Raw genomic sequence first — 22517 nt, forward strand, 5'->3', positions numbered from 1 at the left:
GACAAGAGCCATGACTACCCTTATCTCGACACAAGCTTTACAGCTGGATACCCACGACGGTTTCCTGTTCAACGGACTCGCCTTTACCTTGCGCCAGGGCGACCGCATCGGCCTGATCGGCCACAATGGTTGCGGAAAATCCACCTTGCTGGGTCTGCTCAGCGGCACGCGCGAAGCCTCGTCCGGCACCATTCATGTCGCCCGTGCCTGCCGCTTGCAGCACGTGGAGCAGCATTTGCCAGCCGAACTTGCCAGCCTGAGCCTGTACGACGCCTTGCTGGCGCCCGTGCTGGAGCAGCCCGAGCTGCATTGGCGAGTCGACAGCCTGCTGGCCGAACTCGGTTTTGACCTGGACACGGCGCAAGTGCCCGTGCACTCGCTGTCCGGCGGCCAGCACACGCGGCTGCTGCTGGGCCGTGCCCTGCTGCAGGAGCCGAACGTGCTGCTGCTCGACGAACCGAGCAATCACCTGGACTTGCCGTCCTTGCTGTGGCTCGAGCAATTCTTGCTGGCCTGGCGCGGCGCCTTCATCCTCGTCTCGCACGACCAGCGCCTGCTCGACAACGTGGCTACGCGCAGCTGGATCTTGCGCGACAGCCGCCTCTACGACTTCGACTTGCCGTGCGGCCCCGCGCTGGCGGCGCTTGCCGAAGCGGATATGGCCGCTGCCGCCCGCCATGCGGCCGAGCAAAAGGAAATCGACCGCCTGTCGGCCAGCAGCGCCCGCCTGGCCCTGTGGGGCCGCACCTATGACAATGAAGACCTGGCGCGCAAGGCCAAGACCATGCAGCGGCGCATCGACAAACTGAAGGAGGAACAGTCGTTCGTCAGCGATGGCGCGCCGTGGCGCTTGAGCTTGCGGGGCAAGGCCTTGGCGGCCGACCAGCTGCTGGCGCTGGACGCCTTGGACGTGCGCGCCGTGCCCGCCTCGCCGCTGCTGTTCCACGTCGGCCAGCTGTGGCTGAAACCGGGCGACCGCATCGCCTTGCTGGGCGCCAACGGCAGCGGCAAGTCGTCCTTGCTGCGCCTGTGCTGGCAAGCGATACAGGCGCAGGAGGAGCGCAGCGGCCTGCGCTACCACCACGCCGCCAACATCGGTTACTACGACCAATCGCTCAAGCAACTGGCCGATGACGCCGACCTGTCCGACGCCCTATATCCGTTTGCCGTGCAGAATGAGGCCGCGCGCAGCCAGGTGGCGCGCAAGCAGGCCTTGATCTCGGCAGGCTTTCCCTATGCGCGCCATGGCCAGACGGTGGCGACCCTGAGCGGCGGCGAGCGGGCGCGGCTGCTGTTCCTGGGCTTGTCGCTGGCCAGCTACCACTTGCTGCTGCTGGACGAGCCCAGCAACCACCTGGACATGCAGGGCAAGGCGGAGCTGGGGCAAGCCTTGCAGGGTTTTGAAGGGGGCTGCCTGCTGGTGTCGCACGACCGCGACCTGATCGAAACGGCGTGCAACCGTTTTTGGGTGGTGGCCGATGGCCAGCTGGAAGAGTGGCCGGACGCGGCCAGCGCGTATGCACGACTCAGTGTGGAAGATGGGCAGGCGTTGACGCCCGCGCCAACAGTGGAGCATGCCTCTGCGGTATTGGCGGACGTCGACGTGCAGCTGGAACGCTTGTGCGAACTGGAGCAATTGATGGCCGACGACCTGGCCCGCAAGCCGCGCCACCAAAAGCCGGCCAGTCAGCAGGCGTGGCTGGCGGAACTGGAACGGCTGAATCTGGTGTTGGGGATAACGTCGTAGTTACCCACAGGTAAAAAAATGGCGGACCATCTGGTCCGCCATTTTTTTAATTTCCCGTCGCCACGGGCCGCGCCGGATCGGCGCACCATTCGCTCCACGAGCCCGGATACAGGGCCGCGCCAGGCAAGCCGGCCACTTCCATGGCCAGCAGGTTGTGGCAAGCCGTCACGCCGGAGCCGCACTGCAGGATGGCCGCTTGCGGTGAGTCTATCAATGCGCTGAAGTCGCGCTGCAGTTCGTCCGCACTTTTGAAACGGCCGTCCGCTTGCAGGTTATCCTTGAAGAAACGGTTTTTCGCGCCGGGGATGTGGCCGCCGACGGGGTCGATGGTTTCGTTTTCGCCCCGGTAGCGGTCGGGCGCGCGCGCGTCGATGACGGTCAGCGCCTGGGTTTCCAGGTTGGCGACGACGTCCTGTACGCTGACCGTGCGCGTCAGGCTGGCTTTTTCCGTGATGTTGCCGACGGGGCGGGGCGCCACCGGCGTGACCACGGGCAAACCTTGCGCCTGCCAGGCGGCCAGGCCGCCGTCGAGCACGGCGACGGAGGGATGGCCGAGCCAGCGCAGCAGCCACCACAAACGGGCGGCGAACATGCCGCCCTGGCCGTCGTAGGCGACAACTTGCGTGTCGTCGTCGATGCCCCAGCCGCGCAGGGTGGCCAGCAGGGCGTTGCGGTCGGGCAAGGGATGCCGTCCCGTAAAGTCCGCGCCGCGCGCCGTCTTGGGGCCGGACAGGGCCGTGTCGATATCGGCGAACTGCGCGTTCTGGATGTGGCCGGCGGCAAACGCATCGCTGCCGGCCGTCGGCTTGAGCAAGTCGTGGCGGCAATCGAGGATCACCCAGTCGCTGTCGTTCAGGTGGTCGGCCAGTTCGCTGGCCTGGATCAAGGTGGTGTACATCGGAAACGCTCCTTTACACTTCGCTGGCAATCGGATCCGTGCGCGCGATCGCCGCGCCACGGGCCGTGTTGCGGGTATTGTAATAGGTTGCCGCGATGCCGGAAGCGAGAATGATGCCGATGCCGGTCCAGCCGTGCCAATCGAACAGGTCGCCAAAGATCACCACGCCCCAGAAGCTGGAAAAGACGATGCCTGTGTATTGCAGGTTGGCCACCACGAGGGTCTTGCCCAGGCGATAGGCACGCGTCATGGCCATCTGCGCCATGGTGGCGCACAGGCCGATAGCGGCCAGCAAGCCGATGCCGTAGCCGCTCGTGTGCGCATGCCAGACGATGGGGCCGCCGCCGGCGCTGGCCACGTGGCCGATCACGCCGGCAAGGAAATTGACGACCGAGAAATAAAACACGACCCGGTATTCGGGCTCGCCCAGCAAGCCCAGTTTACGCACCTGCAAATAGGCGAGGGCAGACAGCATGCCGGAAATCAATGCCGTGATGGCGCCGGCCAGCTGGTCCGTCTCGAACACCGGTTGCAGCAGCAGGGTCACGCCGACAAAGCTCATGGCAATGGCCGCCACCAGCGGCCACTCGACCTGTTTCATGCCTTTCCAGAAGCCGCCGGCCAGCAGGATCACGGCGATCCAGATGGGCGCCATGTAATTCAAGGTCATGGCCGTGGCCAGCGGCAGGATGGCGATCGCATAAAACCACAGCCACAGGGCGATCACGCCCACCACGCCGCGCCACAGATGCTGGCCCGGCATCGTGGTTTTGAAGCTGCCGCCCTGGTAGAGGATGGTGCAGCTCATGACGATCATGCCGATGATGCCGCGGTACATGACGATTTCGGACGTCGAATACATATCCGACGCCAGCTTGACGCACACGCCCATGATGGCGAACATGAAACTGGCAAATAGCATCCAAAGCGATTGCATGAGAAATCCTGACGATGAAAAAGAAAAGGCCGCGCAATGCGGCCCTGGAGGGAATTACAGTTCGATATTATTGCGGTACCACTCGTGGAAGTGCTGCATGCCGTCTTCCATGGGCGACTGGTAAGGGCCCACTTCGCTCACGCCGCGCGCCATCAGGGCCTTGCGGCCCGCATCCATGCGCTGGGCGATTTCATCGTCCTCGACGCAGGTTTCCATGTACGCAGCCCGTTCCGCTTCGACGAAGTCGCGCTCGAACAGCACGATTTCTTCCGGGTAATAGAACTCCACCACGTTGCGCGTCTTTTGCGGGCCATCGGGCCACAGGGTCGAGACGACGAGCACGTGCGGATACCATTCGACCATGATGTTCGGATACAGGGTCAGCCAGATGGCGCCATACGGCGGCGCTTCGCCGCCACGGAATTGCAGCACCTGCTCTTGCCATTTCTTGTAGGCGGGCGAACCGGCCTGCTGCAAGCCGCGGTGCACGCCCACCGTTTGCACGCTGTAATCCTTGCCGAACTCCCAGCGCAGGTCGTCGCAGCTGACGAAGCTGCCCAAGCCCGGGTGGAACGGTTCGACGTGATAATCCTCGAGGTAGACTTCGATGAAGGTCTTCCAGTTGTAGTCGCACTCGTGGATTTCCACGTGGTCGAACATGTAGCCGGAAAAATCGAGGTCTTTCGAGACGGACAAATCTTTCAATTTTTCCATCACGTTGTAGCCGTTTTGCTCGAACAGCAAGCCATTCCAGCTTTGCAGCGGCGTTTTCGACAGGTTCAGGCACGGCGTCTCGGGGAAATGCGGCGCGCCGATCAGTTCACCCTTGAGGTCGTAAGTCCAGCGGTGCAGCGGGCAGACGATATGGTTGGCGTTGCCGCGGCCGTTGTACATCAGCGCCTGCCGGTGGCGGCACACGTTGGACAGCACTTCGATGCCGTTGGCGTTGCGCACGAGCATGCGCCCCTCGTTCTCAGACGCCAGGGTCGCAAAATCGCCGGTTTCCGGCACCATCAGCTCGTGCCCGACATAGCGCGGGCCGGCTTGGAACAATTGCTGCATTTCACGCTGCAACAGCGTTTCGTCAAAATAGACGTGGACCGGAAGTTGCGCGTTTGAGCGCGCCAGCTTGGCGTGAGTAGCCAGATCGGACATCCCAACCCCCCATAAATGTACAACGGTCAGCAGTGCTCCAAGCCCTTGCCTGGACAACCGCTACAGAGAGAAAGAATCCGCAAAGACCTGAATTCAAATTTGTTGAAACGGTATTTCGGACAGAACCGGCGATTATAGCGCGGATCCGGCCTCGACATTGCCAAAACCCCCGGCAATTGGCGCACTTTAATGAGAAACGTTGTCATTTACCGTGCTATTTCCGCCAGATGGGGGCGATTGGACTAAAATCCACTGACAAACGGACAATGTCATAGACTTTGAGCGCACCGATTGCGCTTTAGTTTTCACTGAATAGTGTGGTTTGTTCTAAAATAACGCTTCTATGCTGGCCGGGAGTCCCCGGCGTCTCCCTACAAGCCCCTCGTGCCACGAAGAGATCTGAGTCTATGTCGAAGAAATTAACTGCCGCTGCCGCAGCGCCGGCCTCGTTTGAAGAGGCGATGGCGGAACTGGCGCAGCTGGTAACGCAAATGGAAGCGGGCCAGTTGCCGCTGGAAGCATCGGTCGCGGCCTACCAGCGCGGCTCGGAACTGGTCAAGTATTGCGCAACCCAGCTCGATAGCGTCGAAGCGCAGGTGAAGGTATTGGAAGGCGACATGTTGAAACCGTTCGTGGATGCCGGCGAGGCCGCTCAATGACGGCCAGCGTACAGCAAGACGGCGTCACCTTTGGCGACTGGATGCAAGCGACCCAGTCGGGCGTGGAAAGCCGGCTCGACCAGTTCCTGCCGGCGGCGGACGTGGTGCCGCACAAGCTGCACGCGGCCATGCGCTATGCGCTGTTGGGTGGCGGCAAGCGCGTGCGCCCGCTGCTGGTGATGGCGGCGGGTGAATTGTTTGATGCCGATCAAGATACCCTCGCGCGCGCCGCTTGCGCGCTGGAAATGATTCACGTGTATTCGCTCGTGCATGACGACATGCCGTGCATGGATGACGACGCTTTACGCCGTGGCAAGCCCACCGTGCACATCGCCTACGATGAAGCGACGGCCCTGCTGGTCGGCGACGCGCTGCAGTCGCAGGCCTTCATGCTGCTGGCCGATGGCGCGGCGATTCCTCCGACGCGGCAGATGGCCATGGTGCGCCTGCTGGCGCACGCGTCCGGGTCAAGCGGCATGTGCGGCGGCCAGGCGATCGACCTCGACAGCGTCGGCCTGGCCTTGACCTTGCCGCAGCTGGAACAGATGCATCAACTGAAAACGGGCGCCTTGCTGCGCGCGGCCGTGATCCTCGGCGCGCTGGCGGGCAAGGACTTGACGGCGGACGAGATGACGGCGCTGAACGCCTATGCGCGCGCCGTCGGGCTGGCGTTCCAGGTGGTCGACGACGTGCTCGACGCCACTGCCGATTCGGCCACCCTGGGCAAGACGGCGGGCAAGGATGCGGCCGCCAACAAGCCCACTTACGTATCGATACTGGGGCTGGAGCCATCGAGAGCCCTGGCAGAACAATTGCGGTGCGACGCCCATGCGGCGCTGGCGCCATTCGGGGACAAGGCACGCCGTCTGCGCGAGCTGGCGGACCTGGTCGTGCAGCGGAAGGCATAAATGAAACTGTTAGAAACCATCAATGAACCAGCGCAAGTGCGCAAGCTGGCCCGCTCGCAACTGGTGCCGCTGGCCCAGGAACTGCGCAGCTTCCTGCTTGACTCCGTGTCCAAGACGGGCGGCCACCTGTCGTCCAACCTGGGCACGGTCGAGCTGACCGTCGCGCTGCATTACGTGTTCAACACGCCGCACGACCGCATCGTGTGGGACGTGGGCCACCAGACCTATTCGCACAAGATCCTGACGGGCCGCCGCGAGCGCATGCATACCCTGCGCCAGAAGGATGGCATTTCCGGCTTCCCGAAACGCGACGAAAGCGAGTACGACACCTTCGGCACGGCGCACTCGTCGACGTCGATCTCGGCCGCCCTTGGCATGGCGCAGGCCGCCAAGATCAAGGGCGACCCGCTGCACGCGATCGCCGTGATCGGCGACGGTTCGATGACGGCCGGCATGGCCTTCGAGGCGATGAACAACGCGGGCGTGCAGGAAGACGTCAACCTGCTGGTGATTTTGAACGACAACGACATGTCGATCTCGCCGCCCGTGGGCGCACTGAACCGCCACCTGGCGCGCTTGATGTCGGGCCAGTTCTATGCGGCCGCGAAAAATGTCGGCAAGTCCGTGCTGCCGGCGCCCGTGCTGGAACTGGCGAAGCGCTTTGAAGAGCACGCCAAAGGCATGGTCGTGCCCGCCACCATGTTCGAGGAATTCGGTTTCAACTACATCGGCCCCATCGATGGCCACGACCTCGATTCGCTGATCCCGACCTTGCAAAACATCAAGCAGTTGAAGGGCCCGCAATTCCTGCACGTGGTCACCAAGAAGGGCCAGGGCTACAAGCTGGCCGAGGCGGAACCGATTTTGTACCACGGCACGCCGAAGTTCAATCCGGCGGAAGGCATCAAGCCGGCGACGGCGCCGGGCAAGATGACGTACACGGAAGTGTTCGGCAACTGGCTGTGCGACATGGCGGCTCACGACAAGCGCCTGGTGGGCATCACGCCGGCCATGCGCGAAGGCTCGGGCATGGTGAAATTTGAACAGCAATTCCCCAACCGCTATTTCGACGTCGGCATCGCCGAGCAGCATTCCGTGACCTTCGGCGCCGGCCTGGCCTGCGAAGGCTTGAAACCCGTCGTGGCCATCTATTCGACCTTCCTGCAGCGCGCCTACGATCAATTGATACACGACGTGGCCCTGCAAAACCTGGACGTGACGTTCGCGCTGGACCGCGCCGGCCTCGTGGGCGCCGATGGCGCCACGCACGCGGGCAATTACGACATGGCGTTTTTACGCTGCATCCCGAACATGGTCATCATGGCCGCGTCGGACGAAAACGAATGCCGCCAAATGCTGACGACGGGCTACCACTACCCGGGCCCGGCCGCCATCCGCTATCCGCGCGGCGCCGGTGCCGGCGTGGCCATCGTGCCGGAACTGAGCAGCATCGAAATCGGCAAGGGCGAGATCAAGCGCCAGGGCAAGCGCATCGCCATCCTGGCCTTCGGTTCCATGGTGGCGCCGAGCGTGGCGGCGGGCGACAAGCTCGACGCGACGGTGGCCAACATGCGCTTCGTCAAGCCGCTCGACGTGGCGCTGGTGAAACAGCTGGCCGCGGAACACGATTACCTGGTGACGGTGGAAGAGGGCTGCATCATGGGCGGCGCCGGTTCGGCCGTGGCCGAAGCGCTGGCGGCGGAAGGGATCGTCAAGCCGATTTTGATGCTGGGCTTGCCCGACACCTTCATCGACCATGGCGACCCCGTGCAACTGCTGAAAAGCGTGGGTCTCGATGCCGCCGGCATTGCCGCGTCGATTGAACAGCGTTTTGGCGGCACGCAGCCGCGCCTGGCTGTCGTCAGCTAAGTTTGCCTGCATACAGAGAAGCGGCACTGCGGTGCCGCTTTTTTTTCGCCTTTTCCCGATTTACATTGCACTGCAACATTTTTCGCCGGGGAATGCTACGATGACGCTTTGATACCCTTTCAAAGTCCAACTTGCATTTCAGGAAACTTCACCGCCGTACGCGTGCACTGGCCGGCCGCTGGCTGACGGGCATGCACGCCTATACCGACAAGCTTGCGCAGCGCCGTCCCCTGTGGATGGTCAGCCTGGCCATCGATGAAACGAATTTGTCCGAGGGCTTGCGGGCCGCCTGCGCGTCGAGCGCCATGTTGCTGCTGGGCTTGCTGTTCGACCACCCCGATTTTTCCTGGGCCGCCATCGGTGCCTTCTGGACCTGCCTGGCCGACGCGGCCGGCACGCGGCGCATGCGTTTCGTCTCGATGGTGGGCTTCGGCTTGCTGTCCACCGTGGCAGGCGGCCTGACGGCGCTGGCGGCAGGCCATGGCGTGGCGGCCGCCGCCGTCGCCGTCATGGTGTTTTCCTGGGCCGGCGCGCTGGCGCGCATCTGGGGCGCGGCCACGGCGCAAGTGGCCATCCTGGCGGCCACGGCCTGCGTGGTGATGGTCACGCATCCTCTTGAATCGATGACGCAGACGGCGCCTTTCCTGGGTCTGTACATGTTCGGCTGCCTGTTTGCCACCGTGCTCAGTTTTACGGTCTGGCGCATCCACCCGTTCAGCCCGGCCAGGCGCGCCATCCGCGCCGCGTATTCGCGCCTGGCCGGCATCGCGCGCGACAATGCGCGCTTCCTGGAGCAGGGCCCGGCGCTGCCGGACGCCACCGCGCATGGCGCCAGCTACCGTTCGCAGGCGCGCGCCGCGCTGGAAGCGGCGCGCGTGGCGTTGGCCGCCGTGCCGCCCGCCCGCGCGGGACGCAGCGCCCTGTACGACAACTTGCTGCTGGCGCTCAGCGACGCCGAGCGCATCTTCGCCTATCTGATCGCCGTCACGCATACGTGCGAGCGCGAGCAGCAGCGCCTGCGCCAGGACCCGCGCGCGCGGCGCAGCCTGGAAGTGATGGCCGTGCTGCTGCGCCGCCTGGGACTAGCCGTGCAGCGTCAGCCGGCAACGCCGCCGCTGGCCTTGCAGCGCCGCCTGGCTGGCTGCGGACGGCGCCTGGAAGCGGCGCTGGGCGCCTTGCTGCCCTTGCGCCTGAACGTGGACTTCATGGAACTGGGCATGCCGCGCGCGACGCAGCTGCCGTGGCGCGAGGCGGCTTTCCTGGCGCTGGGGCAGGCATGGCAAACGGCGAAGGTCAACGCCACGCCCCAGTCGTTGAGCTGGCGCCACGCGGCGCGCGTGTCGCTGGCGACGACGGCCGGCTTCCTGCTGGTCGAAGCCTTGCATATTCCGTTCGGCTACTGGGCCACCATGGCGACCTTGTTGATCTTGCAGCCGTCCGTGTCGACCACCTGGCCGCGTGGCATCGAGCGCGTCGCGGGCAGCGTGCTGGGTGCCGTGCTGGCCGTGCTGATCGGCCTGTTCATTTACACGCCGCTGGGCATCTCGCTGGTGGTGTTTCCCCTGATCGTCGCCACCATGGCCTTGCGCCGGGTCAGCTACAGCCTGCACGTGCTGTTCATGACGCCGGCCTTCGTGCTGGTGGCCGACTATGCGGCGCCGGCCAGCGAGATGGTGTACGCGATTAGCCGCCTGGGCAACAATGTGCTGGGCTGCGTGCTGGCCCTGCTGGCCACGTTTTTCCTCTGGCCGGACCGCGAAGCGGACGACCTCGACCAGCGCCTGGCGAAAGCCGTGTCGGCCAACCTGAAATACCTGCTGGCCGTGCTGGCGGCGGGCGGACGGTGGGATAGCGCGATTGCGCGCCTGCGCCGCGAGGCGGGGCTGGCCAGCAATAACGCGGAGCAAGTGCTGCAGCGCCTGCGCATCGAGCGCCGCCTGGACCGCAGCAGTGGCGTGGGCCTGGCGGCATTGCGTACCTTGCCGCTGCTGCGCCGCGTGGCGGGCAGCACGGCGCGCATCAGTCTGAGTCCGCAGGCCGAACCGGCGTCGCCCGCATTGCAACGGTGGATCGCGGAGGTCAGCGGGGAAATCGATGCGCTGCTGCGCGGTGCAGCCGATGCCAGTGCGCCGGGACCCTGCGCGGCCGAAGGCTTGACTGCCCTGCAAGCGGACGCCGTGGCCCAGGTGCAACTGTTGCGCGGCTTGCTGCGCGAGCACGTGCAGGCGGCCGATGGCGCGGTGGCATCCTCGCGCTGAAGGTGGCCGCCGGGCCGGCTGCGCCCGCAACCGGCTTTTTTCATGCTTGCGGCGCCAATATTGTAGAGACGTTTGGCGCCTGCCAATCTCTCCAAATTCCACATTTCATGGGCTTCCCCGATATATTTTCCAAACTGGAAATTTATCGAAAGGAAACGTTGACTCTAAAATAAGTGCGGTCTATATTCGATTTTGCAGGATGTAAATTCTAAAAGTAATCAGCATTCAACCGCAAGCGGCATTCTTTTGCCACGTCAATCGAAGGTAGAAAATGTTTCATTATGCAAAAGAAAATTAAAACCATCGCCATGTATGGCGTGATCCTGGCCGCTGGCCTGGGCTGCGGTTATGGCCTGTCCCTGTTGCCCGGCTTGTTCAAGTCGAATTACACCGAGGGCAATTACGCCGCATATTTCCCGAATGCCCAGGCGAAAGTGGTGCTGTACGGCACGGACTGGTGCGGCTATTGCGCCAAGACGCGCGCGTATTTCAAGGAAAACAAGATCGAATTCGTCGATCTCGATATCGAGAAATCCCCGGAAGCGAAGAAAGCCCATGACGCGCTGGGCGGTGGCGGCGTGCCAGTGGTGTTGATTGGCAACCGCAAGATACAGGGTTTCAATGCGGGCGCGCTGGAAGCGGCGCTGAAGAAAATCTGATTGCAGGATGGCGTGTAAGAGACGGCGCGCCATGGTTGTCCGTCATCGTCTGTCATTTCCATAAAGGAGTGCTTATGTTCAAAAAACTGGGTTTCTTTTTGTTTGCCATGGGCGTCAGCGCCTCGTATGCCATGGCCAGCAGTACCGCCGACATTTCCGAATGCCAATCCGAGTGCTATATGGCGCTCGATGCCTGCGTCATGGAGTTCAGTGTCCCTTCGTGCGTACGCGTGAATAAAGCCTGCCTGCAGGCCTGCGGCTAAGTAACAGCCTGCCAGCCGGATAAAGCACGGCGATGCTGTTTGACAGGCATCGCCGTTTTTTTTATGTCACCCCCGCGTGCGGTCATGCCGCCACAGCACGTCGCTGCCGCCGGCAAAGCGGTTGAGCACGCGCGACAGCACGAACAGCAGGTCCGACAGGCGGTTCACGTACTGGCGCGGATGCTCATGCAGCGGTTCCGCATTGGCCAGCGCGACGATGCTGCGCTCGGCGCGGCGGCACACGGTGCGGCACACGTGGGCCAGCGAGGCGGCGCGCGAACCGGCCGGCAGGATGAATTCGGAGAGGGCCGGCAAGTCCGCATTGTATTTTGCCAGTAAATCGTCGAGGCGCAGCACGTGCTCCTCCTTGATCAGCTGGTAGCCGGGGATGCAGATTTCTCCGCCCAGGTCGAACAGGTCGTGCTGGATGGCCACCAGTTCGTCGCGCAAGGCGTCGGGCATGGCTTCGCACAGCAGCAAGCCGATATTGGAATTGAGTTCGTCCACGTCGCCCATGGCGTGGATGCGGGCGCTGTCCTTGCTGGTGCGGCTGCCGTCGCCCAGACCGGTGCTGCCATTGTCGCCCGTGCGCGTGGCGATTTTCGAAAGTCGGTTGCCCATGATGCTGATCCTGTAAAGAAGAATGGGGGCAGCATACGACACTGCGCGCCGCCTGGCCCCGGATTTGCGGGCAAATAGGACAAAAAACGCGATGCGCGCCACTTTTGTGCTTACAATCCTTGCACACCCATGTCCATTTGCCCCCATCTTATGCTCAATGCCGCTCCTGAATCCGGATTGACCGCCGCGCGCCAGCAAGCCGTCGTCGCTGCCCTGCTGGCCGTGCTGCCGGCCCGCTGCGTGCTGTCCGACGTCGAAGATACGCGTCCGTACGAATGCGACGGCTTGGCCGCCTACCGCCAGCTGCCGATGGTGGTGACCTTGCCGGACACGGAAGAACAGGTCATCGCCATCCTCGGCGTCTGCCGCGAACTTGGCGTGCCGATCGTGCCGCGCGGCGCCGGCACGGGCCTGTCGGGCGGCGCCTTGCCCATCGCCGACGGCGTGGTGCTGTCGACGGCGCGTCTGAACCGCATCGTGCGCCTCGATGCGTATGCGCGCACGGCCGTGGTGCAGCCGGGCGTGCGCAACCTGGCCATTTCCGAAGCGGCCGCGCAATATGCGCTGTATTACGCGCCCGACCCCTCGTCGCAGATCGCCTGCAGCATCGGCGGCAACGTGGCGGAAAATTCGGGCGGCGTGCATTGCCTCAAATACGGACTGACCGTGCACAACGTACTGCGCGTGCGCGTCGTCACCATCGACGGCGACGTGCTGGAACTGGGCGGCGAATGCCTGGATTCGCCAGGCCTGGACCTGCTGGCCGTCTTCATCGGCTCCGAAGGCATGCTGGGCATCGTCACGGAAGTGACCGTGAAATTGGTGCCGAAGCCGGCCACGGCCAGAGTCATCATGGCCTCGTTCGGCGACGTCGTCACGGGCGGCAATGCCGTGGCCAACGTGATCGCCGCCGGCATCATCCCGGCCGGACTGGAAATGATGGACCAGACGTCGTCGCGCATGGTCGAACCGTTCGTCAAGGCCGGCTACGACATCGATGCGGCGGCCATTTTGCTGTGCGAAGCGGACGGCACGCACGAGGAAGTGGAAGAGGAAATCGCCCGCATGACGGCCGTGCTGGAAGGGGCGGGCGCCAGCGCGATTGCCGTTTCGCAGTCGGAAGCGGAGCGCATGAAATTCTGGTCCGGCCGCAAGAACGCCTTTCCCGCCGCCGGACGCATCTCGCCCGACTACTACTGCATGGACGGCACCATCCCGCGAAAAAAACTGGCGGAAGTGCTGACGGGGATCGCCGCCATGGAAACGACGCATGGCTTGCGCTGCGCGAACGTGTTCCACGCGGGCGACGGCAATCTGCACCCCTTGATCCTGTTCGACGCCAACATGCCCGGCGAATTCGAGCGCGCCGAAGCGTTTGGCGCCGACATCCTGGCCCTGTGCGTGGCCGTGGGCGGCACCATCACGGGCGAGCATGGCGTGGGCATGGAAAAGATCAATTCCATGTGCGTGCAATTTACGCGCGCCGAACTCGATGCCTTCTTTGCCGTCAAGCGCGCCTTCGATCCCCACGCCTTGCTGAACCCGGACAAGGCGATTCCCACCTTGAACCGCTGCGCCGAATTCGGCAAGATGCATGTGACGGCGGGGCGGCTGCCATTCGCCAACCTGCCCCGTTTTTAATCTGCCGGAGACTCTTTTGCAAGCAATCGTTGAACAATTCAGGCAGCAGATCCTGGCGGCCAGCGCGGCGGGCAGCCCCTTGCGCCTGCGCGGCGGCGGCACGAAGGACTGGTATGGACAGCAGCTCAAAGGCGAGGTGCTCGACACGCGCGCCTATGCGGGCATCATCGACTATGAACCGACGGAGCTGGTAGTCACGGCCCGCTGTGGCACGCCGCTGGCGGAAATCGAGGCGGCGCTGGCCGCGCGCAACCAGATGCTGGCGTTCGAACCGCCGCATTTCGGCCCTGGCGCCACGGTGGGCGGCGCCGCCGCCAGCGCCTTGTCCGGCCCGCGCCGGGCCAGCGCCGGTGCGCTGCGCGATTTCGTGCTGGGCGCCGTGCTGATGGATGGCCATGGCGAACGCCTGGCCTTCGGCGGACAAGTCATGAAGAACGTGGCCGGCTACGATGTCTCGCGCCTGCTGGCGGGCTCCTTGGGCACCCTGGGCCTGATCCTGGAAGTGTCGCTGAAGGTGCTGCCCTTGCCGCTGCGCGAAGCGACGTTACGCTTGCCTTGCGCGGAAATCGCCGCCTTGCGCATGCTCAATGAGTGGGCGGGCAAGCCGCTGCCGATATCGGCCAGCTGCTGGCATGACGGCGTGTTGACGGTGCGCCTGTCCGGCGCCGAGGCGGCCGTCTCGGCGGCGCTGCAATCCCTGGGTGGCGAAGTGCTGACGCACGATGACGCGGCCGTCTTCTGGCTGTCCGTGCGCGAGCAAACGCACGCATTCTTTGCGGGCGCGGGCAGCCTGTGGCGCCTGTCGCTGCCGCCGCACGCCAGCGCCATGATTTTAAAAGGGCGCCAGCTGATCGAGTGGGGCGGCGCGCAGCGCTGGCTCAAGCTCGATGGCGACGCCGATGCGGCCGGCAGCGTGCAGATTCGCCAGGCCGTGGCGGCCGCTGGCGGCCACGCCACCCTGTTCCGTGGCGGCGACAAGGCCGTGGGCGTGTTCCATCCGCTGGCGCCGGCCGTGGCCACCATCCACCAGCGCCTGCGGCAGGCTTTCGACCCGGCCGGCATCTTCAACCCGCACAGAATGTATTGAGCGCGCATGCAAACCAATCTCGCCGATTTCATCAAGAATACGCCGGCAGGCGACGAAGCCGAAGCCATCCTGCGCGCCTGCGTGCATTGCGGTTTTTGCACGGCCACCTGTCCCACCTACCAGTTGCTGGGCGACGAACTCGATGGCCCGCGAGGACGCATCTACCTGATCAAGCAAGTGCTCGAAGGCGCGCCCGTCACGGCCAAGACGCAGACGCACCTGGACCGCTGCCTGACCTGCCGCAACTGCGAGTCGACCTGTCCGTCCGGGGTGCAGTACGGGCGACTGGTCGACATCGGCCGCAACGTCGTCGAGCAGCGCGTGCAGCGCCCCTTGCGCGAACGGGCGCTGCGCTTCGCGCTGAAGGAAGCCTTGCCGCGCCGCTGGCTATTTACGCCCGTGTACAAGGCGGGGCAGGCGCTGCGTCCGCTGCTCTCAAAAAACTTGCAGGATAAATTGCGCCCGGGCGCGCAAGCCGGCGCCTGGCCCACGCGCCAGCATGCGCGCAGCATGCTGCTGCTCGACGGCTGCGTGCAGCCGGCCATGTCGCCGAACATCAACGCGGCCACGGCGCGCGTGTTTGACGCGCTGGGCGTGCAACTGATCGTCGCGCCGAAGGCGGGTTGCTGCGGCGCGCTGCGCCATCACCTGAACGACCAGGACGCGGCGCTGGACGACATGCGCCGCAATATCGACGCCTGGTGGCCGTATGTGGAAAGCGCGGAAGCCATCGTCATGACGGCCTCCGGCTGCGGCGCCACGGTGAAGGAATATGGCCATTTGCTGGCGCACGATGCGCAGTATGCGGAGAAGGCGCGGCGCATCGCGGCGCTGACGCGCGATCTGTCCGAGATCATGCCGGCGTTTGAAGCGGAACTGACGGCTCTGCTGCAAGGGCGCATCGGAAAACGGGTGGCGTATCACCCGCCGTGCACCCTGCAGCATGGCCAGCAGGTGCGCGGCAAGGTGGAGCAGGTGCTGCGCGCCGTCGGCGTCGACGTGCGCCTGTGCGCGGACAGCCATCTGTGCTGCGGTTCTGCGGGCACGTATTCGATCCTGCAGCCGGCACTGTCGCAGCAGCTGCGCGACAACAAGGTGGCGAACCTGGAAGCGTGCGAGCCGGAGATGATCGTGTCGGCCAATATCGGCTGCCTGAGCCATTTGCAGTCTGGCACGGAGACGCCCGTGCGGCACTGGATAGAACTGATCGACTCGGCCTTGACGGTTAAATAGGTACTTCGCTGTACTGCGCGATGCGCCACTGCGGTGCTGGCACGAAGTTGGCGGCCCACTCCAGCACGGCGTCGGCCGGCATGGGGCGGGCGATGCCGTAGCCTTGCGCCAGGTCGCAGCCCAGCTGGATCAGCCGCGCGCCATGTTCGACGCTTTCCACGCCTTCGGCGATCACCGTCAGGCTGAAGGAACGAGCCAGGCCGATGACGGCGCGCACCAGGTGCAGGTCGTCGCGGTCGTTGAGCATATTGCGCACGAAGCTCTGGTCGATCTTGACGATGTTGGCCGGCAGGCGTTTTAAATACGACATCGACGAGTAGCCGGTGCCGAAATCGTCGAGGGCGAACGTGATGCCCAGCGCCTGGCAGGCGCGGATGATGCGGCGCACGTCTTCGATGTCGTGCAGGGCCGACGATTCGAGGATTTCCAGTTCCAGCATGCTGGCGCGCACGCCGGGAAATTCGCCGAGGATGGTTTCCAGGCGCGAGACGAAGTCCGGCTGCTGGAAGTGGCGTGCCGCGATATTCACGCTGACCACCCAGTGCTTGCCGCAAGCGGCCCAGCGCTGCATCTGCCACAGGGCCTGGCGCAGCACCCATTCGCCGATATCGATGATCAACTCCGTCTGCTCCACCAGCGGCAGGAATTGCGCGGGCGCCAGCACGCCGCGGCGCGGATGCTGCCAGCGCAGCAGCGCTTCCATGCCCACCACCGTGCCGGCGCGCATGTTGACCTTGGGCTGGTAGTACAGCCGCAGTTCGCCATTGATCAGGGCATGGCGCACTTCCGTGCGCTGGTTGTGATGCGTGCGCACTTCTTCATCGAGATTGGTGTCGAAGAAATGGTACTGGTTGCGCCCTGTCAGCTTGGCCTGGTAGACGGCGTGGTCGGCGTGGCGCAGCAGGCTTTCCGTATTCAAGTCCTTGCCCGCGTAGACGGCGATGCCGGCGCTGGCCGTCATGTGCAGCGCCTGCTGGTCGCACTGGTAGGGGCGGCCCAGTTCCGCCATCAGCTGCGTGACGTTCTGTTCGATGCTGGCGATGCTGGCCTGGCCGCACAGCAGCAGGACGAATTCATCGCCGCCCAGGCGCGCCGCGTAATGGATCTGGCCCGTAAAGTCGTGCAGGCGGCAGGCCACCTGCTTGAGGATTTCATCGCCCGCCTCGGCGCCGTAGCGGTCGTTGATGGCCTGGAAGTGGTCGAGGTCGAACAGACAGACGGCCAGCAGGCGCTGGCGTTCGCGCGCGAGGAACAGTTCCTGTTCGAAGCGGGCGGCCAGCGCGGCCCGGTTGGGCAAACCCGTCAGCACGTCATTGTAGTTTTGCCACGACAGCTTTTGCAGGGCCTGCTGCATGTGCACGGTTTCGTTCAGTTGTTCGCCCAGCTGGCGCTGACTGGTTTTCAGCGAGGTCAGCAGTGCTTCGATATCGCCGGCCATGCCGTTGAACGATTGCGACACGGCTTGCGCCTCGGGCGTGGCGCCGGCCGCCAGGCGCACGGCGAAGTTGCCGTCGCGGAAGCGGTCGGTCGCTTGCACGAAGCGCGCCAGCAGCTTGCGGTGCGTGGCCAGGATCAAGCCCAGCAGCACGAAGACGAGCACGATATTGACGGTGCTGAGGACGGCCTGCTCGCGTACCCTGAGCCACACTTGCGCCAGGGGCAGGCCGGGCGTGTAGTGCAGGTCGAGGATGCCGTCGCCACCGTCCGGCAACGCCACCGTCAGGCGGCTGCGGATGGCCGTGATGCCGGCCAGGCGCGCGAACCATGCCGGTACCGTGGCCAGCGTGCCGGCCAGCTTGCTGTCGGCCAGCACTTCGACATGCCCGCCAGCCGTGTCCCAGCGCGCGGAAACGAGGCTGCGGTTCAGCGGCAGGGCGCTGCGCAGCACTTGCCGCACGCTGTCGTGCATCGCGTGACTGTCCGCGTGCACGGCCAGCGGCAGCACGCTATTGGCCAGGAACAGGTCGAGTTGCCGCGCATCGTATTGGTAGCGCGCGTTGGCCAGCGCCGTTTCCGTGCCGAGCAGGGCGTGATAGCGAACGGCGGAAACGGCGAGTATCAGGAAGAAAATAGGAAGAAAGAGGCGGGAATAAATTCCCATCCGCATCCATGAAGATAATATTTTCCCAAAGACTGGCATCGTTTTTTGATCGATATCTGCGAATAATTATGCAAACATTATCACCGAAATTTGCTATTGGAAACACAATATTGATGTCAGGCATGAAATAAGTGCGGATTGATTGATTTCAGCAATTATTGTTTTTAATCAGACCGTTGAATTGCTACTCCAGTAGTAATTGCCGGATGTCGGCTGCCAGGCTGGCCGGTTTGCTGGCCGTCGCGTAGCGGCGAAATACGCTGCCATCCTTGCGCACCAAAAATTTGGTGAAATTCCATTTGATCGACTGCGTGCCCAATATGCCGGGCGCCGCCTGTTTTAATTGCGCAAACAGGGGATGGGTATGCGGGCCATTCACGTCGATCTTGGCAAACAGGGGAAAGGTGACGCCAAAGTTTTTCTCGCAAAAGGCGCCGATTTCCGCATTCGAGCTCGGTTCCTGCTGGCGGAATTGATTGCAGGGAAAGCCCAGCACGACCAGGCCCTGGTCGTGGAATTCGCGGTACAGCGCTTCGAGCCCTTGGTATTGCGGCGTGAAGCCGCAGGCGCTGGCCGTGTTGACGACCAACAATACCTTGCCCTTGTAGCGCGCCAGGTCGATGGGCGTGCCATCCAGTGCCTCGGCCTGGAAATCGTGGATGCTGGTCATGTCAGAGGAGTCCCAGTTTGGTGGTGCCCGTTTGCGGGGCGGGTTCCGGCGCCGTTGCGCCCTTGAGCTTGATCGTCAGGCGCAGGTCGTTGACGGAGTCCGCGTTGCGCAGCGCGTCTTCATAGCTGATGGCGCCCGCCTCGTGCAGGTCGAACAGGGCCTGGTCGAAAGTCTGCATGCCGTGTTCGCGCGATTTTTTCATCAATTCCTTGATTTCGTGCACCTGGCCCTTGAAGATCAGGTCGCTCATCAGCGGCGAATTGAGCAGGATTTCCAGCGCCGCCTTGCGTCCGCCGCCGTCCTTGTTGGGAATCAGCCGCTGCGAAATCATGCCTTTCAAATTCAGCGACAGGTCCATCAGCAACTGCTGGCGCCGCTCTTCGGGGAAGAAATTGATGATGCGGTCCAGTGCCTGGTTGGCGTTGTTCGCGTGCAAGGTGGCCAGGCACAGATGGCCCGTCTCGGCAAAGGCGATGGCATGGTCCATCGTGTCGCGGTCGCGGATTTCGCCGATCTGGATCACGTCGGGCGCCTGGCGCAGGGTGTTTTTCAGGGCCGTGGCCCAGTCGTCCGTATCGACGCCCACTTCGCGCTGGGTAACGATGCAGTTGCCGTGCGGATGGATGAATTCCACGGGGTCTTCGATGGTGATGATGTGGCCATGGCTGTGTGCGTTGCGGTGGCCCACCATGGCCGCCAGCGTGGTCGACTTGCCGCAGCCCGTGGCGCCCACCATGATGACGAGGCCGCGCTTGCTCATGACGATGTCTTGCAGGATGGCCGGTAAGCCGAGCCCATCGAGGGTGGGAATGGCGGTATTGATCAAGCGCAAGACCATGCCTGCCTGGCCCATCTGCACGAAGGCGGACACGCGGAAGCGCCCGAGGCCCTCCGGGCTGATGGCGAAATTGGCTTCGCGGCTGGACGCGAACTCGGCCGCCTGGCGTTCGTTCATGACGGCGCGCACGTAGCCGGCCGCCTGCTGCGCGTCGAGCGCGCCGCCCGCCAGCGGCGTCAGCTTGCCGTCGAGCTTGATGGCGGGCGGAAAGCCGGCCGTGATGAACAGGTCGGAGCCGCCCCGTGCGTGCATGTGCGCCAGCAGCGCGTGCATGGCGCCATAGTGTTCGTGGTTCGTCTGCATGCGCTTATCCGGGGAAGTTTTCAGGCGACTTGGCGGCCGAGCGGGCCGTTTCCGCCGAGATCGTGCCGCGACGCACGAGGTCGGCCAGGCACTGGTCCAGGGTCTGCATGCCCACGTTGCTGCCCGTCTGGATGGCCGAATACATTTGCGCCACTTTCGCTTCGCGGATCAGGTTGCGCACGGCCGGCGTGGCCAGCATGATTTCATGCGCGGCCACGCGGCCCATGCCATCCCTGGTTTTGAGCAGGTTCTGCGAAATGACGGCTTGCAAGGATTCGGACAGCATGGCGCGCACCATTTCCTTTTCCTCGGCGGGGAAGACGTCGATGATGCGGTCGATCGATTTCGCCGCCGACGAGGTGTGCAGGGTGCCGAACACGAGGTGGCCCGTTTCGGCCGCCGTCAGCGCCAGGCGGATGGTTTCCAGGTCGCGCAATTCGCCCACTAAAATCACGTCCGGGTCTTCGCGCAGGGCCGAGCGCAGCGCGTTGCTGAACGAATGCGTGTGCGAACCGACTTCACGCTGGTTGATCAGGCATTTTTTCGGTTCATGCACGAATTCGATCGGGTCTTCGATGGTCAGAATATGGTGGTTCAGGCGCTCGTTGACGTGGTTCACCATCGCCGCCAGGGTGGTCGACTTGCCGGAACCCGTCGGGCCCGTCACCAGCACCAGGCCCCGTGGACGCATGGCCAGCTCGCCGAAGATGCGCGGCGCGTTCAGGTCTTCCAGGGTCAGCACTTTCGAGGGAATCGTGCGCAGCACGGCCGAGGCACCCCGTTCCTGGTTGTAGGCGTTGACGCGGAAGCGGGCCAGGCCGGGAATTTCGAACGAGAAATCGCATTCCAGCGCTTCCTCATACGCCTTGCGCTGGCTGTCGTTCATGATGTCGTAGATCATGCTGTGCACTTCCTTGTGCTCGAGCGGCGCCACGTTCAGGCGGCGCACGTCGCCATTGACCCGTATCATCGGCGGCAGGCCGGAAGACAGGTGCAAGTCGGAAGCCTTGTTGCTGACGGAGAAAGCGAGTAGTTCGGAGATGTCCATTTATAATCCCTGTGCCTGCATTGATGGGCTGCCTGAAGCGGCCGTGCCCCGTATCCACTAGAAAATGATTATGTCCACAATCGAACTGAACTTGCAAGCCGTCCGCGACGCAATCGCGCAAGCGGCGCTGGAGGCGCAACGCACGCCCGAAGACGTGACCCTGCTGGCCGTCTCGAAAACCTTCGGCGCGGACGCCGTGCTGGACGCCATGCGCGCGGGACAGGCGGCGTTCGGCGAAAATTATCTGCAGGAGGCGCTCGACAAGATCGCCGCCGTCAAGCTTGCGCAGCCGCAAGGCGCACCCGTCTGGCATTTCATCGGCCCCATCCAGAGCAACAAGACGCGCCCCATCGCCGAGCACTTCGACTGGGTGCACACGGTGGAACGGGAAAAGATTGCCGCGCGCCTGTCCGAGCAGCGCCCGCCCGGCTTGCCGGACCTGAATATCTGCCTGCAAGTCAATATCAGCGGCGAAGCCAGCAAGAGCGGCGTGACGCCAGCCGAATTGCCTGCCCTGGCGCATGCCGTGGCGCAGCTGCCGCGTTTGCGTTTGCGCGGCCTGATGGCCATCCCCGAGCCGGAAACGGAGCTCGCGCTTCAGCGCGCTGCCTTTGCGCAGCTGCGCGCGCTGTACGAACAATTGAAGGCCGAAGGGCTGGCGCTCGACACCTTGTCGATGGGCATGTCGGCCGACTTGCGCGCCGCCGTGCTCGAAGGCGCCACCATCGTGCGCGTGGGCAGCGCCATCTTCGGTTCCCGCAACTATTCCTGATGAAGAGAGAACAAGCATGACGACAGAATTGAATATCGCCTTTGTGGGCGGCGGCAACATGGCCGCAGCCCTGATCGCCGGCCTGGCCGGCAAGCTGACCCTGGGCGGCAACATCCACGTGATCGACCCCCATGCGCCCGCGCTGGAAAAACTGCAGGCGCAATTCGGCGTCACGACGGCGACTGCCGCCGGTGACGCATTGCGCGGCGTGGACGTGATCGTGCTGGCCGTGAAACCGCAAAGCATGCGCGAAGTGGCGGCGCAATTGCTGCCCTTCCTCGACGGGGAGCGGGCGCCGTTGATCCTGTCGATCGCGGCCGGCATCCGCGCGGCCGACCTGTCGCGCTGGCTCGGCGACTATGCCGCCATCGTGCGCTGCATGCCGAATACGCCAGCCCTGATCGGCATGGGCATCACGGGCATGGTGGCCAGCAGCGGCGTGAGCGAAGAACAGAAAAAGACGGCGGATGCCATCCTGCGCGCCGTCGGCCAGACGGTCTGGCTCGAAGACGAAGCCAAGATCGACCCCGTGACGGCCGTGTCCGGCAGCGGTCCCGCCTATGTGTTTTACTTTATCGAAGCGATGCAGCAGGCGGCGGCCGAACTGGGCTTGACGCCCGAGCAGGGCACGCAGCTGGCCATTGCCACGTTTACGGGCGCGGCGCAGCTGGCGGCGAACTCCAGCGAACCCGTGTCCTTGCTGCGCGAGAGGGTCACGTCGAAAGGCGGCACGACCTACGCGGCCCTGACCAGCATGGAAGAGAGCGGCGTGAAGGCGGCCATCGTCAAGGGCATCAAGGCGGCCGCCGAGCGGGGGCGCGAGATGGGCGACGAGCTGGGCAAATAAACG

Annotated in this window: 20 protein-coding genes; 12 read left to right on the forward strand and 8 right to left on the reverse strand. The window is 64.0% G+C overall.

Annotated features, from left to right (window positions below; genetic code table 11):
• The first annotated feature begins 10 nt into the window (after positions 1-10).
• Entirely contained in the window at positions 11-1747 is a 1737-nt protein-coding gene (locus BLU39_RS22035) for an ABC-F family ATP-binding cassette domain-containing protein (RefSeq protein WP_092716877.1), read from the forward strand.
• Positions 1748-1793: 46 nt separating this feature from the next.
• Here the strand turns inward: BLU39_RS22035 and BLU39_RS22040 are convergent, their stop codons facing one another.
• Genes BLU39_RS22040 through BLU39_RS22050 form a run of 3 tightly spaced genes read right to left on the reverse strand, consistent with a single transcriptional unit; the run spans position 1794 to position 4737 of the window.
• On the reverse strand, positions 1794-2645 hold the full coding sequence (locus BLU39_RS22040) for a sulfurtransferase (RefSeq protein WP_092716879.1): 852 nt from the start codon (positions 2643-2645) through the stop codon (positions 1794-1796).
• A gap of 13 nt (positions 2646-2658) precedes the next feature.
• Complete coding sequence (locus BLU39_RS22045) at positions 2659-3582, reverse strand: DMT family transporter (RefSeq protein WP_092716881.1); 924 nt, start codon at positions 3580-3582, stop codon at positions 2659-2661.
• Between the two features lie 54 nt (positions 3583-3636).
• On the reverse strand, positions 3637-4737 hold the full coding sequence (locus tag BLU39_RS22050) for an aromatic ring-hydroxylating oxygenase subunit alpha (RefSeq protein WP_092716883.1): 1101 nt from the start codon (positions 4735-4737) through the stop codon (positions 3637-3639).
• Positions 4738-5144: 407 nt separating this feature from the next.
• Here BLU39_RS22050 and BLU39_RS22055 point away from each other — a divergent pair, with 407 nt between their 5' ends.
• The 6 genes from BLU39_RS22055 to BLU39_RS22080 all read left to right on the forward strand — a co-directional run bounded on the left by BLU39_RS22055 (position 5145) and on the right by BLU39_RS22080 (position 11353).
• Positions 5145-5396 carry an exodeoxyribonuclease VII small subunit gene (locus BLU39_RS22055; RefSeq protein ID WP_046683420.1) on the forward strand — a complete coding sequence of 84 codons (252 nt, stop codon included), beginning with the start codon at positions 5145-5147 and terminating at the stop codon, positions 5394-5396.
• Positions 5393-6304, forward strand: a complete 912-nt coding sequence (locus BLU39_RS22060; RefSeq protein ID WP_092716885.1) for a polyprenyl synthetase family protein — start codon at positions 5393-5395, stop codon at positions 6302-6304. Before BLU39_RS22055 ends, BLU39_RS22060 begins: the two co-directional genes overlap by 4 nt.
• Positions 6305-8173 carry a 1-deoxy-D-xylulose-5-phosphate synthase gene (gene dxs / locus BLU39_RS22065; RefSeq protein ID WP_092716887.1) on the forward strand — a complete coding sequence of 623 codons (1869 nt, stop codon included), beginning with the start codon at positions 6305-6307 and terminating at the stop codon, positions 8171-8173.
• Between the two features lie 191 nt (positions 8174-8364).
• On the forward strand, positions 8365-10431 hold the full coding sequence (locus tag BLU39_RS22070; RefSeq protein WP_092717221.1) for an FUSC family protein: 2067 nt from the start codon (positions 8365-8367) through the stop codon (positions 10429-10431).
• Positions 10432-10712: 281 nt separating this feature from the next.
• Entirely contained in the window at positions 10713-11090 is a 378-nt protein-coding gene (locus tag BLU39_RS22075; protein ID WP_254789033.1) for a glutaredoxin family protein, read from the forward strand.
• A gap of 74 nt (positions 11091-11164) precedes the next feature.
• Positions 11165-11353 carry a hypothetical protein gene (locus BLU39_RS22080; protein ID WP_070222614.1) on the forward strand — a complete coding sequence of 63 codons (189 nt, stop codon included), beginning with the start codon at positions 11165-11167 and terminating at the stop codon, positions 11351-11353.
• Positions 11354-11419: 66 nt separating this feature from the next.
• Here the strand turns inward: BLU39_RS22080 and BLU39_RS22085 are convergent, their stop codons facing one another.
• Complete coding sequence (locus BLU39_RS22085; protein ID WP_070222612.1) at positions 11420-11974, reverse strand: cob(I)yrinic acid a,c-diamide adenosyltransferase; 555 nt, start codon at positions 11972-11974, stop codon at positions 11420-11422.
• Positions 11975-12124: 150 nt separating this feature from the next.
• On the opposite strand from BLU39_RS22085, the gene BLU39_RS22090 reads away from it, so the two are divergent.
• From BLU39_RS22090 to glcF, 3 genes are read left to right on the forward strand one after another with little or no spacing between them, the layout of a single operon-like run.
• The gene (locus BLU39_RS22090) at positions 12125-13615 is read left to right on the forward strand and encodes an FAD-linked oxidase C-terminal domain-containing protein (protein WP_092716890.1); all 1491 of its coding nucleotides are present in this window, start codon (positions 12125-12127) and stop codon (positions 13613-13615) included.
• Positions 13616-13631: 16 nt separating this feature from the next.
• Positions 13632-14702, forward strand: a complete 1071-nt coding sequence (gene glcE, locus BLU39_RS22095) for a glycolate oxidase subunit GlcE (protein WP_092716892.1) — start codon at positions 13632-13634, stop codon at positions 14700-14702.
• 6 nt (positions 14703-14708) lie between these two features.
• Positions 14709-15935 (forward strand): glycolate oxidase subunit GlcF, encoded by a 1227-nt coding sequence (glcF, locus tag BLU39_RS22100; protein WP_092716894.1) that lies wholly within the window; start codon positions 14709-14711, stop codon positions 15933-15935.
• On the opposite strand, the gene BLU39_RS22105 is transcribed toward glcF, so the two are convergent.
• The 4 genes from BLU39_RS22105 to BLU39_RS22120 form a co-directional block, all read right to left on the reverse strand.
• Positions 15928-18036, reverse strand: a complete 2109-nt coding sequence (locus BLU39_RS22105; RefSeq protein WP_092716896.1) for a putative bifunctional diguanylate cyclase/phosphodiesterase — start codon at positions 18034-18036, stop codon at positions 15928-15930. The genes glcF and BLU39_RS22105 overlap by 8 nt on opposite strands.
• Positions 18037-18220: 184 nt before the next feature.
• Positions 18221-18706, reverse strand: coding sequence for a glutathione peroxidase (locus tag BLU39_RS22110; protein WP_092716898.1), 486 nt, complete (start codon positions 18704-18706; stop codon positions 18221-18223).
• A 1-nt stretch (position 18707) separates the two neighbouring features.
• Positions 18708-19847, reverse strand: a complete 1140-nt coding sequence (locus BLU39_RS22115) for a PilT/PilU family type 4a pilus ATPase (RefSeq protein WP_175539389.1) — start codon at positions 19845-19847, stop codon at positions 18708-18710.
• A gap of 4 nt (positions 19848-19851) precedes the next feature.
• Complete coding sequence (locus BLU39_RS22120) at positions 19852-20895, reverse strand: type IV pilus twitching motility protein PilT (protein WP_092716900.1); 1044 nt, start codon at positions 20893-20895, stop codon at positions 19852-19854.
• Positions 20896-20965: 70 nt separating this feature from the next.
• Between BLU39_RS22120 and BLU39_RS22125 the strand changes: the two genes are divergently transcribed.
• Together BLU39_RS22125 and proC are read left to right on the forward strand one after the other, a co-directional pair.
• Positions 20966-21667 carry a YggS family pyridoxal phosphate-dependent enzyme gene (locus BLU39_RS22125; RefSeq protein WP_092716902.1) on the forward strand — a complete coding sequence of 234 codons (702 nt, stop codon included), beginning with the start codon at positions 20966-20968 and terminating at the stop codon, positions 21665-21667.
• Positions 21668-21683: 16 nt separating this feature from the next.
• Positions 21684-22514: a pyrroline-5-carboxylate reductase gene (gene proC / locus BLU39_RS22130; protein WP_092716904.1), complete on the forward strand. Its 831-nt coding sequence runs from the start codon at positions 21684-21686 to the stop codon at positions 22512-22514.
• Positions 22515-22517: the final 3 nt, after the last annotated feature.

Origin of the sequence: Janthinobacterium sp. OK676, from assembly GCF_900103595.1 — a bacterium.
GTDB lineage: Bacteria > Pseudomonadota > Gammaproteobacteria > Burkholderiales > Burkholderiaceae_D > Janthinobacterium.